Source organism: Rhizobium sp. K33 (assembly GCF_056501445.1).
In genome coordinates this window covers 2,020,489-2,035,282 of sequence record NZ_CP096478.1, presented here as the reverse complement: position 1 = coordinate 2,035,282, position 14,794 = coordinate 2,020,489, and the positions used below count along the sequence as shown (strand labels likewise).

13 protein-coding genes and 1 other RNA gene are annotated in these 14,794 nt (G+C 62.2%); all 14 read left to right on the top strand.

The genetic code is table 11. From position 1 onward, the window contains the following. Nucleotides 1-106 precede the first annotated feature (106 nt). Nucleotides 107-844 carry a J domain-containing protein gene (locus M1E12_RS10115; RefSeq protein ID WP_113460789.1) on the top strand — a complete coding sequence of 246 codons (738 nt, stop codon included), beginning with the start codon at nucleotides 107-109 and terminating at the stop codon, nucleotides 842-844. After that, nucleotides 841-1,599 carry an N-acetylmuramoyl-L-alanine amidase gene (locus tag M1E12_RS10110; RefSeq protein WP_479564603.1) on the top strand — a complete coding sequence of 253 codons (759 nt, stop codon included), beginning with the start codon at nucleotides 841-843 and terminating at the stop codon, nucleotides 1,597-1,599. The genes M1E12_RS10115 and M1E12_RS10110 overlap by 4 nt, the downstream gene beginning before the upstream one ends. A 256-nt stretch (nucleotides 1,600-1,855) precedes the next feature. Further along, on the top strand, nucleotides 1,856-2,380 hold the full coding sequence (locus M1E12_RS10105; RefSeq protein WP_113460791.1) for a lytic transglycosylase domain-containing protein: 525 nt from the start codon (nucleotides 1,856-1,858) through the stop codon (nucleotides 2,378-2,380). Nucleotides 2,381-2,465: 85 nt separating this feature from the next. Next, nucleotides 2,466-3,656: an NAD(P)/FAD-dependent oxidoreductase gene (locus M1E12_RS10100; RefSeq protein ID WP_479564602.1), complete on the top strand. Its 1,191-nt coding sequence runs from the start codon at nucleotides 2,466-2,468 to the stop codon at nucleotides 3,654-3,656. A 79-nt stretch (nucleotides 3,657-3,735) separates the two neighbouring features. Then, an RNA gene (rnpB, locus tag M1E12_RS10095) (RNase P RNA component class A) lies at nucleotides 3,736-4,134 on the top strand. A 385-nt stretch (nucleotides 4,135-4,519) separates the two neighbouring features. Further along, nucleotides 4,520-4,957 carry a division/cell wall cluster transcriptional repressor MraZ gene (gene mraZ / locus M1E12_RS10090; RefSeq protein WP_310242297.1) on the top strand — a complete coding sequence of 146 codons (438 nt, stop codon included), beginning with the start codon at nucleotides 4,520-4,522 and terminating at the stop codon, nucleotides 4,955-4,957. Between the two features lie 17 nt (nucleotides 4,958-4,974). Next, nucleotides 4,975-6,000 carry a 16S rRNA (cytosine(1402)-N(4))-methyltransferase RsmH gene (gene rsmH / locus M1E12_RS10085; RefSeq protein WP_479564601.1) on the top strand — a complete coding sequence of 342 codons (1,026 nt, stop codon included), beginning with the start codon at nucleotides 4,975-4,977 and terminating at the stop codon, nucleotides 5,998-6,000. A 2-nt stretch (nucleotides 6,001-6,002) separates the two neighbouring features. Beyond that, nucleotides 6,003-6,398, top strand: coding sequence for a cell division protein FtsL (ftsL, locus tag M1E12_RS10080; RefSeq protein WP_310242299.1), 396 nt, complete (start codon nucleotides 6,003-6,005; stop codon nucleotides 6,396-6,398). Continuing rightward, the gene (locus M1E12_RS10075; RefSeq protein WP_136542794.1) at nucleotides 6,398-8,146 is read left to right on the top strand and encodes a peptidoglycan D,D-transpeptidase FtsI family protein; all 1,749 of its coding nucleotides are present in this window, start codon (nucleotides 6,398-6,400) and stop codon (nucleotides 8,144-8,146) included. The genes ftsL and M1E12_RS10075 overlap by 1 nt, the downstream gene beginning before the upstream one ends. A 59-nt stretch (nucleotides 8,147-8,205) precedes the next feature. After that, the gene (locus M1E12_RS10070) at nucleotides 8,206-9,660 is read left to right on the top strand and encodes a UDP-N-acetylmuramoyl-L-alanyl-D-glutamate--2,6-diaminopimelate ligase (RefSeq protein WP_479564600.1); all 1,455 of its coding nucleotides are present in this window, start codon (nucleotides 8,206-8,208) and stop codon (nucleotides 9,658-9,660) included. Continuing rightward, complete coding sequence (locus tag M1E12_RS10065; RefSeq protein ID WP_479564599.1) at nucleotides 9,657-11,090, top strand: UDP-N-acetylmuramoylalanyl-D-glutamyl-2,6-diaminopimelate--D-alanyl-D-alanine ligase; 1,434 nt, start codon at nucleotides 9,657-9,659, stop codon at nucleotides 11,088-11,090. The genes M1E12_RS10070 and M1E12_RS10065 overlap by 4 nt, the downstream gene beginning before the upstream one ends. A gap of 24 nt (nucleotides 11,091-11,114) precedes the next feature. After that, on the top strand, nucleotides 11,115-12,215 hold the full coding sequence (gene mraY / locus M1E12_RS10060; RefSeq protein WP_113460799.1) for a phospho-N-acetylmuramoyl-pentapeptide-transferase: 1,101 nt from the start codon (nucleotides 11,115-11,117) through the stop codon (nucleotides 12,213-12,215). A 7-nt stretch (nucleotides 12,216-12,222) separates the two neighbouring features. Further along, entirely contained in the window at nucleotides 12,223-13,632 is a 1,410-nt protein-coding gene (gene murD / locus M1E12_RS10055) for a UDP-N-acetylmuramoyl-L-alanine--D-glutamate ligase (RefSeq protein ID WP_479564598.1), read from the top strand. 1 nt (nucleotide 13,633) lies between these two features. Further along, on the top strand, nucleotides 13,634-14,788 hold the full coding sequence (gene ftsW / locus M1E12_RS10050; protein WP_479564597.1) for a putative lipid II flippase FtsW: 1,155 nt from the start codon (nucleotides 13,634-13,636) through the stop codon (nucleotides 14,786-14,788). Nucleotides 14,789-14,794: the final 6 nt, after the last annotated feature.

Sequence of the window (14,794 nt, the reverse complement as noted above, 5' to 3'; positions counted from 1 at the left end):
GTGGCGTACGTGTTCAACGAAACGGATTTAAGATGAAGAAACTTTAATCTGCGGCAGAGGTCATGGCTCCTTGCTTTTTGGGGACTTATTTGGTCAAGCTTTCATCATGATCTTCGATTTCGCCTGCGAACAAATATCGTCATTCTGGGACCGTTTGCTTGGCGCGATCGGTGATGCCGCCGGTAACGTGATCGGCAGCATCGTTGAGGCCGTGCGAACGGCCTTCGAAGGCGACCCGGAAACACGCAGGCGCGTGTCCTTCTCCGTGGCCATCATCGCGCTCTCGGCGAAGATGGCGAAGGCGGACGGGATCGTGTCGAATGCCGAGGTCGAGGCCTTCCGCAAGATCTTCGAATTTCCGCCGGAAGAGGCCCGCAACGTTGCGCGTCTTTACAATCTCGCCCGTCAGGACGTTGCCGGTTTCGAGACCTATGCGAACAATCTCGCCAGCATGTGCCGCACCTGCGATCAGTTCTGCCCGGTGCTGGAAGACATCATCGACGCGCTGTTCCATATCGCCAAGGCCGACGGTCTCGTGCACGAGAAGGAACTTGCCTTCCTTGCGCGGATTGCCGAGATCTTCGGCATATCGGATGAACGTTTCGCCTCGATCACCGAGCGCCACATCCATCAGGATGGCGACCCCTATGGCGTTCTTGGCGTGAAGCCCTCCGACGACTTCGCGACGATCCGCAAGCGCTACCGGGCACTTGCTGCCGAACATCACCCTGACCGGCTGCATGCCCGCGGTGTGCCGACCGAGTTTCACGCCGTTGCCAATCATCGCATGGCGAAGTTCAACGCGGCCTATACGGCGATCGAGAAGGCACGCCGCGCGGCATGACCTTCACGGCCGATTACGCGCGTGCGGAGGTCTGTCCTTCGCCGAACCATGGCGAGCGTCTTGGGATAGAGCGCCCCGACATTCTCCTCCTGCATTATACGGGCATGCCGTCAGCCGATGGCGCCCAGGCCTGGCTCTGCAATCCAGAGAGCCAGGTTTCGAGCCATTACATCGTCCACGAAGACGGTCGGGTGGTGCAGATGGTGTCGGAAAACCGCCGTGCCTGGCACGCGGGCAAGAGCATCTGGGCTGGCGAAACCGACATCAATTCCCGATCGATCGGCATCGAAATTGCCAATGCGGGGCATCCTGCTGGCCTGCCGGACTATCCGGATCGGCAGATCGAATCCGTCATCGAATTGTGTCTCGAATGCGTCGAACGGCATGGGATCGCCGCGGAACGAGTGCTTGCGCACTCGGATGTGGCGCCCATTCGCAAGGTCGATCCGGGTGAAAATTTCCCCTGGGACAAACTGTACCGGGCAGGGGTCGGCCACTGGGTTGATCCATCGCCCATCGGCGGCGGGCGCTTCTTCCAGCGCGGCGACCGCGGACAGCCGGTCGAGGCGCTACAGTCGATGCTGTCGCTCTACGGATATGGCATTGAAATTTCCGGCGAATTCTGCCCGCAGACAGAGGGTGTCGTTGCCGCTTTCCAGCGGCATTTCCGGCAAGCCAAAGTTGACGGCGTGGCCGACAGTTCGACCATCGAGACGCTTCATCGGCTGCTGACGAGCCTGCCGCGTTTTCGGTGAGCAACGAGGCGAAACGCCGTTCTCAAGACCAAGGAAATCAACGCGCGTCGGACGCTTTTGTTGCGGCGCCACACGATTTCCTTATTGGGCCGCTCTAAAGGACGCGCTGAACGGCGCCGACGATTTTCTTGAAACGCGGCGCAAACATCAACTCGAGAGAACCGTAACGGGCGGCCCCTGAAGGGCTCGCGACGCATTCCTGCGTCCGCTTTGACGCGCGCCGATCCTGTTCCCCGACCGGAGACTGAACCTTCCCATGACACGACGACTTGTTGCTGCTGCGGCATGCATTGCAATGCTTTTGACTCACGCCCAGACCGCGCTTGCCGGTAGCGAGGAGAGCCGCTTCAAGAAGCCGCTGAAGACCATTACCCGCGACGCAGGCTATCCGGCAGCGCCCGCCTTCTCAAAAAGCCCCTACAGCGACATCATCACCAAATATGCCAAGAGTTACGGCGTTCCTGTCGATCTCGCCCACGCGGTGGTCCGCGTTGAAAGCAACTTCAACCCCAAGGCGCGCGGCAGTGCCGGTGAAGTGGGGCTGATGCAGATCAAGCCGGCGACCGCGCGAGCCATGGGCTATCGCGGCAAGACCAAGGGGCTCTACGACCCGGAAACCAATATCCGCTATGGCATGAAGTACCTTTCCAAGGCGCATGAACTCGGTGGCGGAGAAACCTGCGGAACGATCCTGCGCTACAATGCGGGCCATGGCGCCAAGCGCATGAATCCGATCTCCAAGCGCTATTGCGGCAAGGTCATCGCCATGATCGGCAACTGAGAAAGAGCTGTGCCCGACTTCCCGCGTCGACTGGACAGCGAGGCTCGTCGTGCTATCACCGGACGCAATGTAAGGATGGTGACGCATGGTTGAGCGGTTCAAGTCGATTGTTGTTGGGCGGGGCATGATGGGAGCTGCGGCCGCGCGGTATCTCGCTCTGCAGGGCGAGGGGGTCGCGGTCATCGGACCGGACGAGCCGACGGACTGGAGCAACCACCACGGCGTCTTTGCCAGTCATTACGACGAAGCCCGCATCACCCGGACAATTGATTCGGATCCGATCTGGGCGAGGCTCGCGAACCGCTCGATCGCGCGCTACGGCGAGATTGCGGCCGAGAGCGGCATTGACTTCTACTCCGAAGTCGGTTGCCTGATCGTCGGCCCAAAGCGGGGCGGCCAGGATCCCTATGTGGGACAAGTCGAGGCCGCTGCGCACCAACTCGGCGTTTCGGTGGAGATGCTCTCCGACGCGGCCTTGAAGTCGCGGTTCCGCTACTTCGATTTCGGCTCGGACTGCGAGGGCGTCTACGAGGAAAAGAACGCCGGCTACGTCAATCCGCGCCGGCTGGTCGAGGCGCAGAGCCTGCTTGCCGAAAAGGCGGGGGCGCGGGTGATCCGCCGGACGGCGGTTTCGGTCCGGGAAGAGGGTGGTCTTGCCATCGTCACGACAGACGATGGCGCGGTCTACACCGCAGAACGGGTTCTGGTGGCGGCCGGTGGCTTTTCGATCAACGAAAACCTCGTCCCGCGCCCGCTCGATCTCAAGGTCTATGGGCGCACGGTCGCATTCTTCGAAATCCCTGACGAAGATCTCGCCGCCTATTCCGGCATGCCTTCGCTCATCCACCAGCCTGACGATCCGAAAGACCACATCTACCTCCTGCCGCCGGTGCGTTATCCTGACGGCAAGACCTATCTCAAAATCGGCGGCGATCCAGATGATCTCCAGCTCGAGACAGAGCCGGAGATCCGCGCCTGGTTCCGGCGCGGCGGACGGCTGACGACGCGCGATCATCTTCGCCGCATCATCTCCGATCTCGTGCCGACACTCGCCGATGCACCGCTCTCCATGGCGGCTTGCGTGACCTCGTTCACCCCGGAAAACTACCCGGCCATCGGCTTCGCCAGCGACCATATTGCGGTTCTCACCGGCGGTTGCGGCGCGGCGGCGAAGAGTTCGGACGAGATCGGCCGTCTCGGCGCGGAATTCATCCAGCATGGCCGAATCATCGACGAGGCCTATGGCGATGTCTTCCGTCCGGTGTTCAGAGACTGATTCACCAAAAGCGGCCAAGTGGTACGTCTTTCTCGCTTTTCGTTGGCAATCGTTCCAAGGGTCGGCTAAGGACCCCTTGCCAGTTGGCCGGGCAGCCGCGCTTTACCAATGCCGAAAGGCGGTAGGGTGAGGAAAGTCCGGGCTCCACGGAAACACGGTGCCGGATAACGTCCGGCGAGGGCGACCTCAGGGAAAGTGCCACAGAAAGCAAACCGCCTCGCATGCGAGGTCAGGGTGAAAGGGTGGGGTAAGAGCCCACCGCGTCGCTGGTGACAGGGACGGCATGGTAAACCCCACCGGGAGCAAGACCGAATAGGGATGACGCGGGTGACGCGAAAGCGTTGCTACAGCCTGTTTCCGGGCCAGTCATCCGGGTGGGTTGCGCGAGGCAGCGTGCAAACGCTGTCCCAGATGAATGGCTGCCACGTTCCGGGAAACCGGAGCCATACAGAACCCGGCTTACAGGCCAACTGGCAAAAAATCTTTCCCATTCGACATGTGGCGCGAAGCCTCTGAAAACACGGCAGGAACCCCGTGTTCGGCCGCCAACTGCGCTCAAGCCAGATCGAGCGGAAAAGCCGACGGAAAACAGGGCTTTCTAACCATTCGTTAAGCTTAACCGCCTATCAATATTTGAATCTCGGAAGGGGCTCTTCCCGACCGTTCCCATTGACGCCCATATTGTCCCATGGTATCCCAATTGCATGCCGTTACGGGGGTCGTTTCATCCCCGCAGTCCCGTGAATTCAACGCTGCCTCTCGCGTCTCGCGAGGGCGTGTTGCGGGTGTTTCGGCTGGCGTATCCATGTGTATCCGAGGGTCTCTGATCGGCCCTTCGTTCAAGGGGAGGTCGGTTGTCAGTGATGAGCCGCTTCCTGTCCAATGCGACAAACAGGATCGATGCGAAGGGGCGGGTTTCCGTCCCTGCGGCGTTTCGCGCCGTGCTGGTGCAGCGCGGAATTCAGGAGCTTTATTGTCTCCAGGATTTCGTCTATCCGGCAATCAATATCGGTGGTCCGGATCTGCTCGAGCGGTACGAGCGGAAAGTGGCGGCCGAGGATCCCTTCGCATTGGAGGCAAACGAGATGTCGCTGCTCCTTCATGGTGGCGGCGTCTTCACGCGACTCGATGCCGAGGGGCGATTGGCGGTGACGGATTTCATCCGGGATTTCACGGGGATTTCCTCGGAGGTCTGTTTCGTCGGTCGGTCGGATCATTTTCAGGTGTGGCAACCGCGGGCGTTTCACGAGGCGCAGGCGCGAGCCAGAGAGGTGGTCAGGCAGCGGGGCCTGCGCACCTAGAAAGACGGGGAAACGGAATGGCGGCGAACTTTGGCGAAGGTTTTTCCGATGCCGATGGCGGACCGGTTCGCCACATTCCGGTTCTTCTCGCAGAGGTTCTTCAGGCCCTTGAGTCTGAGGCCGGCAAGATCATTCTCGACGGGACATTCGGAGCCGGCGGCTATACGTCTGCCATTCTCGCCAAGGGTGCTCATGTCGTGGCACTCGATCGCGATCCGACGGCGATCGCCGGCGGTGAGGCTCTGGTCGCCTCGAGTGGTGGCCGGCTGAGCCTGCATCACACGGAATTTTCCAATCTCGCCGACTATGCGCCAGAAGGCGGGCTCGACGGTGTCGTGCTCGATATCGGTGTTTCCTCCATGCAGATCGATGAGGCCGAGCGCGGCTTCTCGTTCCAGAAAAACGGCCCGCTCGATATGCGCATGGCCGTTTCGGGCGTCTCGGCTGCCGATGTCGTCAATCGTGCCAAGGTGTCCGATCTCATTCGCATTTTCGGCTTTCTCGGCGAGGAAAAGCATGCGGGGCGGATTGCGCGCGCCATTGAAAAGCGCCGCGTCAACGAGCCATTCCAGACGACTCGCGACCTCGCCAACCTCATCGAGAGCGTCAATCCGCGCAAGGCCAAGGACAAAATCCATCCGGCGACGCGGGTGTTCCAGGCCCTGCGCATCTACGTGAATGACGAGCTCGGCGAACTCGCGCAGGCGCTGTTTGCGGCCGAGCGGGCGCTGAAGCCGGGTGGTCGCCTTGTCGTCGTGACCTTCCATTCGCTGGAAGATCGTATCGTCAAGAAATTCTTCTCCGAGCGGTCCGGCAAGGCGTCAGGTTCGCGCCATCTTCCCATGGTGGAAGCGCGCCCGGCAACCTTCGAACCGGTCGGCAAGGGCATGGTCGCAGCCAGCGAGAGCGAGGCGGAAATCAACCCCCGCGCACGTTCCGCGAAACTGCGCGCCGGCATCCGCACCTCGGCGCCTGCCGAGCGCGCCGACATGTCGATCTTCGATCTGCCAGACCTTGCCACTCTCGAAAAGATCGGAGGCTGACCGTGCTGAGACCCCTCGATTTCATCATGATCGGTGCGATGCTGACGGCCGCGACCGTCACCTACCAGATCAAGCACGACACGGATAACAAGGCCGCCGAGGTGCGTCGCCTGGAGGCCGAGATCAAGCTCGAGAAGGACACGATCGATCTCCTGAAGGCGGACGAGGCGCTGCTGACCCAGCCGAACCGGCTGGAGCGACTGGTCGAGACCTATGCCGCCGAACTGCAGCTCGTGCCGACCGAACCGACCCAGCTGGCGCGGCCGATGGAGCTGCCGATGCCGAAGGATCAGGTTCCGGTTCCGGAAGGCGAGGACAAGGATGCGCCCGCATTGAGTGCCGAGGCTCCTTCCGACCCCATCAAGGACCTCATCACGACAGGATCGGTGAACCGCTGATGACCTTTCTTTCGCGAATCATGCTGTTGAAGAGCCAGGCGCATTTCTCGACCGACGTGCAGCGCGGCGGTGCCGTGGTGAGTGGCGCGACCTTCAAGGGCGCCGGCAAGCGCAAGACCGAGATGGCAAAGACCCGCGTGGGCCTGATGATTGCCGGCTTCTGCGTGGTCTATGCCATCATCGGCGGCCGCCTCGTGCAGTATGGCCATGCCCAGCCTGAGACGGTCTCCAGCATCCTTCCGGCCGACCGCCTGATGGCCTCGCGTCCCGATATCCTGGACCGCAACGGCGAAGTGCTGGCGACGGATATTCGCACGGTTTCGCTCTTTGCCGAGCCTCACAAGATCGTCGATCCCGACGAGGCGGTCGAACGCCTGTCGACGGTTCTCAAGGACCTCGACGTCAAGGACACCTATCGCAAGCTCTCGTCCAATTCCCGCTTCCAATGGCTGCGCCGCCAGCTGACCCCGAAGCAGCAGAGCCAGATCCTGGCGCTCGGCATTCCCGGGATCGGTTTCCGACCGGAAAAGCGCCGCTTCTATCCGGGTGGTCCCACCGCCTCGCATATCGTCGGCTTCGTCAATATCGACAATCGCGGCATGGCCGGGATGGAGCGCTATATCGACAGCCAGGGCATGGCGGAGCTCAGAGCGCTCGGGATGACGAGTGACACGCCGCTCGAGCCGGTCCGGCTCTCCATCGACATTCGCGTGCAGAATCTGGTCCGTGACACTCTCGTTCGCAGCGTTGAGAAATATGGGGCCATCGGCGCGGGGGCTGTTGTTCTGGACGTGCACACCGGCGAAGTGCTGGCCATGGCGTCGGTACCGGACTTCGATCCGAACAAGCCGACGGAGGGGGCGCAGGAAGGTTGGCTCAACCGGATGTCGAACGGGACATTCGAGATGGGCTCGACCTTTAAGGCGTTCACGACGGCCATGGCTTTGGACTCCGGCAAGGTCAGAATGAGCGACAGCTTCGATGCCCGCTACCCCATCCGCATCGGCGGCTTCACCATCAAGGATTTCCACGGCAAGAACCGCATCCTCAGCGTTCCGGAAATTTTCCAGTATTCATCGAACATCGGCACGGCACGGATGGCGGAAGCCGTCGGGATCTCGGAACACCAGGCGTTTCTCACCCGGCTGGGCTTGCTGAACAAGATCGAGACCGAGCTGCCGGAAGTCGCAACGCCCACTCAGCCCCGCGTCTGGAAGCAGATCAATTCGGTCACCATCTCTTTCGGCCACGGCGTCTCGACCACGCCTCTGCAGACGGCGGTTGCGGTCGCAGCCCTGGTCAACGGGGGACGACTGATTCCCCCCACCTTCTTGCCGCGAAGCAAGGAGCAGGCGGATGCGCTGGCACAGGTCGTCATCAAGGAGAAGACCAGTGACGAGATGCGCTTCCTGTTCGACTGGAACGGTACCAAGGGGTCCGGGCGCCGCGCTCGTGTGGATGGCTTTGACGTCGGCGGCAAGACCGGTACGGCGGAAAAGGTCGTCAACGGCCGATACTCCGACGACAAGAACTTCAACGCCTTCATCGCCGCGTTTCCGATCTCCAACCCGCAATACGCGGTTCTGACTTTCATCGACGAACCGAAGAGCGGCGATGACAACGGAGGACCGACTGCAGGCTATACAGCCGCTCCGATGATGAAAGAGATCATTCAAAGAAGCGCCGCAATTCTTGGTGTAGAACCCACTTTCGGGGAAGACGGCTCAGCTTTGCTCGTCTCTTATTGATCAGATCGACTACAGGCGGGGCGATTCGCGTAACTTGCCCCGGAAGGATGGACTGCAAAATGCTTTTGGGTGCACTGGCTGGCGAGGAGTTTGGGGAACAGGTGGCAGCCGCTGGCGCTGCATCCGTCGAGGTTCGCGGATTGTCGGCCGATAGCCGCAAGGTCGAGCCCGGTACCGTGTTCTTCGCCCTGTCCGGATCCAAGGCAGACGGCGCGGCCTATGTCGCACAGGCCGTCGAGAAGGGTGCCGTTGCCATCGTCGCATCGCATGCCGTCGACACGTCCATTCCGGTCATCACCGTCGACAATCCGCGCCGGTTCCTGGCGCTTGCCGCTGCTCGTTACGTTGGACGACAGCCGAAGACCATGGTTGCGGTGACGGGTACCGCTGGCAAGACCTCTGTTGCCTCTTTCACGCGCCAGATCTGGGCGGCAGCCGGGCATGCGGCGGCGCAGATCGGTACAACCGGCGTCATCTCGCCAAGTCGCAACGACTATGGCTCCCTGACGACGCCGGATCCGCTGGCGCTGCACACGCTGCTCGGTGAACTCGCCGATGAAGGCGTGACCCATGCCGCCATGGAGGCCTCCAGCCACGGCCTCGATCAGAGCCGCCTCGACGGCGTGGTCCTTTCGGCCGCGGGCTTCACCAATCTCGGCCGTGACCACATGGACTACCACCCGACCATGGAAGACTACATGGCGGCGAAGATGCGTCTCTTCGATACGCTTCTGCCGAAGGGCGCGCCCGCCGTCATCTTCGCCGACGATGCGTGGTCGGACGAAGCCATCCGGGTGGCGAAGGCCTCCGGCCATGACGTGCGCACGGTTGGCCGCAAGGGCGATTTCCTCAGCCTGAAGCGTGTCGAGCATTTCCGCCACAAGCAGGTCGCCGAAGTGCATCATGGCGGCGAGATCTACGAGGTTCATATCCCGCTCGCCGGTGATTTCCAGATTGCCAATGCGCTGGTCTCGGCGGGCCTTGCGATTTCGACCGGGGTTGCCCCCGCTGTCGCCCTGAAGGCGCTGGAGCATCTGAAGGGTGCTTCCGGCCGTCTGGAACTGGTCGGACAGACCAAGGCCGGCGCGCTCGCCTATGTCGACTACGCTCACAAGCCGGAAGCGCTCGAGAATGTGCTAACCTCGGTGCGTCCCTTCACCACCGGCCGGGTGATCGTTGTCTTCGGCTGCGGTGGCGACCGCGACAAGGGCAAGCGACCGATCATGGGCGAGATCGCCTCCAGGCTCGCCGATATCTCCATCGTCACCGACGACAATCCGCGCACGGAAGTGCCGGCGACCATCCGGTCCGAGATCATGGCGGCAACGCCCAAGGGCATCGAGATCGGCGACCGCGCGCAGGCAATCCGCGCGGGCGTCGCCATGCTGTCCAGCGGCGATACGCTGATCGTGGCGGGCAAGGGGCATGAGGAAGGACAGACGGTCGGCACGGAAACCCATCCGTTTTCCGACCATGAGGAAGTCCGCAAAGCCTTGGAGGAGTTCGACCATTGAGCCTGCTCTGGACTGCGCGTGAAATGGTGACCGCCATGGGCGGTCGGCCCTTCGGCAATCTGCCGATGGGGGTCACAGGTATTTCGATCGACAGCCGGACGATCACGCCCGGCGAGGCCTTCTTCGCCATCAAGGGTGATCGCGTCGACGGCCACGACTATGCCAGCATCGCGATTGCCAATGGTGCCGCTCTGCTCGTCGTCAGCGAAGCCAAGCTTCCGGCCCTGGGGCGACTGACCATTCCCATGATCGTGGTCGAAGATGTGCTGGTCGGTTTGCAAAAACTTGGCATGGCCGCCCGCGACCGGACGCCGGCGACGGTGATCGCCGTGACCGGATCCGTCGGGAAGACGACCACCAAGGAAATGCTGCGCATGGCGCTTGCGCCCTCCGGCAAGGTGCATGCATCCGTCGCTTCTTTCAACAATCACTGGGGCGTGCCGCTGACACTCGCCCGGATGCCGATCGATACGCGCTACGGTGTCTTCGAGCTCGGGATGAACCATCCCGGCGAGATCGGACCCTTGTCGCGGATGGTGCGGCCCGATGTGGCGATCATCACGACGATCGCTCCGGCGCATCTTGGAAACTTCTCCAGCGTCGACGAGATCGCCGATGCCAAGGCCGAGATCTTCGAAGGCGTGGTCAACGGCGGTGACGCGATCCTTAATCGCGACAATCCCTATTACGAGCGTCTCGAACAGGCGGCGCTTGCGCAGGGTGTGGAGAACATCCACAGCTTCGGCCAGCATGCCAAGGCAGAGTTCCGCCTCGCGGAATTCGATGGCGCGGCGGAGCTTTCGACCGTCTGGGTTTCCTTCGGTGGGGAGACCCGTGAAGTGACGATCGGGGCGCCGGGCCGTCATCTGGCAGAGAACGCCATGGCGGTGCTCGCGGCCGTATCGCTGGTGGGTGCCGATGTCGATGCCGCGATCGAGGCATTTGCGAGCCTCTCTGCGGTGAAGGGCCGTGGCCAGCGGCACCGGTTGAAGATACCCGAGGGGGCACTGACCCTGATCGACGAAAGCTATAACGCCAACCCCGCTTCCATGCGGGCCGCGATTGCGGTGCTTGCCTCAGCGCAGCCGGGCGAAGAAGGACGTCGGATTGCCGTGCTCGGCGACATGCTGGAGATGGGCGAGTTCGCCCCCAGCGTTCATGCGGAGCTTGCCGGTCCGCTTCTCGCCTCCGGCATCGAGCATGTCTGGCTTGCGGGCCCGGAAATGGTGGCCCTGCGGGATGCTTTGCCGGAGACCGTGCATGTCGTCTATTTCGAAACGACGGATGAACTCGTCAATCTCGTGACCGCAGAGGTCCGTGCTGGCGACGTCGTTATGGTCAAATCTTCTCTCGGTATCGGTTTCGGCAAGATCGTTGCGGCTCTGCTTGACAAGTATCCGGCATTCCCCGACACGGAGCGCCACTTTTAATCCGGGCTTTTTGAAAGGGCTCCAATGCTGATCTGGCTTGTGGAACTGGCGGACAACCTTCAGTTTTTCAATCTCTTCCGTTACATCACCTTCCGGACCGGGGCGGCGCTCTTCACGTCGGCGCTGGTGGTGTTCCTCTTTGGTCCCGCCATCATTGCCTCGCTGCGGGTGCGACAGGGCAAGGGGCAGCCGATCCGCGCCGACGGGCCACAGACCCATTTCAAGAAGGCGGGAACGCCGACCATGGGCGGCCTGATGATCCTGGCCGGGATCGTCGTGTCGTCGCTGCTCTGGGCGGATCTCTCGAACGTCTATGTCGTGGCGACGCTGCTGGTGACCCTCGGCTTCGGCGCCATCGGCTTCTATGACGACTATCTCAAGGTGACCAAGCAGACGGAGAAGGGCTTCTCCGGCAAGGCTCGCCTCGGCATCGAGTTTCTGATCGCGGGGATTGCAGTCTACTTCATGATGTCGACGGCGCTGAGCTCCGGCCCGCAGGGCTCGACGTTCGGCTCCTCGATTGCTTTCCCCTTCTTCAAGGACTTCCTGATCGATCTCGGGATCTTCTTCGTGCTGTTCGGCGGCTTCGTCATCGTCGGGGCCGGCAATGCGGTGAACCTGACCGACGGTCTCGACGGTCTTGCCATCGTGCCGGTCATGATCGCGGCTGCCTCCTTCGGCGTCATCGCCTACCTCGCCGGTAACGCGGTTTTCGCCAATTACCTGCAGATCAACTTCGTGCCCGGCACGGGGGAGCTTGCCGTGGTTCTCGGCGCCGTCATCGGTGCCGGTCTCGGCTTTCTCTGGTTCAATGCGCCGCCGGCCGCCATCTTCATGGGCGATACCGGCTCTCTGGCACTCGGCGGCCTGATCGGTTCAGTGGCGGTTGCCACCAAACACGAGATCGTCATGGCGATCATCGGTGGCCTCTTCGTCATGGAGACGCTCTCGGTCATCATTCAGGTCGGCTATTTCAAGCTTACCGGCAAGCGCGTCTTCCTGATGGCGCCGATCCACCACCATTTCGAAAAGCTCGGCTGGACCGAAAGTCAGGTCGTCATCCGTTTCTGGATCATCGCGGTCGGCCTTGCCATGCTCGGCCTCTCCACGCTGAAACTGCGGTGAGGCGGCGATGATCGCGGCCACTACGTTCAAGGGCAAGACGGTCGCGCTGTTCGGGCTCGGCGGTTCCGGGCTCGCGACGGCGAAAGCGCTACAGGCCGGCGGGGCGAACGTGATCGCCTGGGACGACAATCCAGACAGCGTCGCGCGCGCGGCGGCCGAGGGCGTGCCGACCCAGGATCTGCGCGAAATCGACTGGTCCTCCGTTGCCTCCTTCGTGCTGTCACCCGGCGTGCCGCTGACCCATCCGAAGCCGCATTGGACGGTCGGGTTTGCCCGGGCGGCCGGTGTCGAGATTATCGGCGATGTCGAGATCTTCGTGCGCGAGCGCCGCGCGCATGCGCCGGACTGCCCGTTCATCGCGATCACGGGGACGAACGGCAAGTCGACGACGACGGCGCTTATTGCCCATATTCTGCAGGCAAGTGGGCGTGACACGCAGCTTGGCGGCAATATCGGCCGTGCGGTGCTGACGCTCGATCCGCCGAAGGACGGCCGCTTCTTCGTCGTTGAATGCTCGTCCTACCAGATCGACCTTGCGCCGACGCTCAATCCGACAGCCGGCATCCTGCTGAACCTCACGCCCGATCATCTCGACCGTCACGGGACCATGCAGCACTATGCAGACGTCAAGGAGCGTCTTGTCGCCGGCGCAAAGACCGCGATCGTCGGTATTGATGACAGCTATTGCGAGCTGATCGGCGATCGGATCGAGCGGGCAGGGACGAAGGTCATCCGGATTTCCAAGCGCCAGCCGCTGGCCAATGGTCTTTATGCGGAAGGTTCACGCATCATCCGGGCCGACAGCGGTGCGTCTGCGCTTCTGGTCGATCTCAGTGCCATCCAGACGCTGCGCGGCAGCCACAATGCGCAGAATGCCTGCGCTGCTATCGCCGCCTGCCTTGCGGTTGGGGTGTCGGAAGACGAGATCCGCAAGGGCTTGCAGAGCTTTCCGGGGCTCAAACATCGCATGCAGCCTGTCGGGCGACGCGGCCAGGTGCTGTTCGTCAACGACAGCAAGGCGACCAATGCGGATGCGGCAGCGCCGGCCCTGTCGAGCTATGAGCGGATCTACTGGATTGCGGGCGGACTTCCCAAGGAAGGCGGCATCGCAAGCCTCGCACCACTCTTCCCGCGCATCGTGAAGGCCTATCTGATCGGTGAAGCTGCTTCGGCGTTCGCCGCGCAACTCGGTGACCGCGTGCCATACGAGATTTCGGACCGTCTGGAGCGCGCGGTGGCACATGCCGCAGCCGATGCCGATCAGGATGGCGAAGCCTCCGCCGTGATGCTGTCACCGGCTTGCGCGAGCTTCGACCAGTACAAGAATTTCGAGGTTCGCGGTGATGCCTTCGTGGCGCATGTCGCGGGTCTTGAAGGTGTAACGATGCTGATCGAGATGCCGACAGGAGGCGAATGAGATGGTAAGCCGCGTGGAGAGAGGACCGATCGCAGACTGGTTCTGGACGATCGACCGTCTGTTCCTGATCATCTTCGTTCTCCTGATGGGGATCGGGCTGATGCTCTCCTTCGCGGCGTCTCCGGCCGTTGCCGAACGCCTCGGGCTCGACAGCTTCCACTTCGTCAAACGCCACGCCTTCTTCATGCTGCCGGCGCTTGGCGTGATGATCGGCCTGTCCTTTCTCTCGCCGCGGCAGGTGCGACGGGTCGCGATGCTGATTCTTGCCGGCTCGCTGGTCATGATGGTGCTGGTGCTGTTCATCGGCATGGAAGTCAAAGGCGGACGGCGCTGGTTGACGCTTGCGGGGATGTCGATCCAGCCGTCTGAGTTCATGAAGCCCGCCTTCGTGGTGATCTGCGCCTGGCTCTTCGCCGAACATGCGCGCCAGCCGGAAATCCCGGGAAACCTCTTCGCGATCCTGCTTTTCGGCATCGCTGCAGCCCTGCTGATCGCCCAGCCCGACCTTGGTCAGACCATCCTGATCGGCAGCGTCTGGGGTGCGATGTTCTTCATGGCCGGCATGCCCTGGCTCTGGATCGTGGTCCTGGGCGTCCTCGGCAGCGTCGGCTTCTTCGGGGCGTATGTGACACTGCCGCACGTCGCGGGGCGAATTGACCGCTTCCTGACCGGCGAGGGCGATACCTTCCAGGTGGATACGGCACGCGAGGCGATCATTCGCGGCGACTGGTTCGGCCAGGGGCCGGGCGAGGGGATCGTCAAGCGGATCATCCCGGACAGCCATACCGACTTCATCTTCTCGGTCGCGGCAGAAGAGTTCGGCATCGTCTTCTGCATGGTGCTGGTTGCGATCTTTGCCTTCCTCGTGCTCCGTGGCCTCAGCCACGCCTATAAGGAGCGCAACGACTTCAACCGTCTGGCAGTCTCCGGCCTCGTGCTGCTGCTCGGCGTCCAGTCGATGATCAACATCGGCGTCAATCTCGAACTTCTGCCGGCCAAGGGCATGACGCTTCCGCTCATCTCCTATGGTGGATCGTCGATGACGGCGATCTGCGTCACGGCCGGCTTCATCCTGGCGCTGACCCGCCGCCGTCCGGAAAAGCGTGCCCAGGAGCGCAGCCTGTTCCGATCGGTGGCCGGCGTGCCCGCGGAGTAAAAGCGT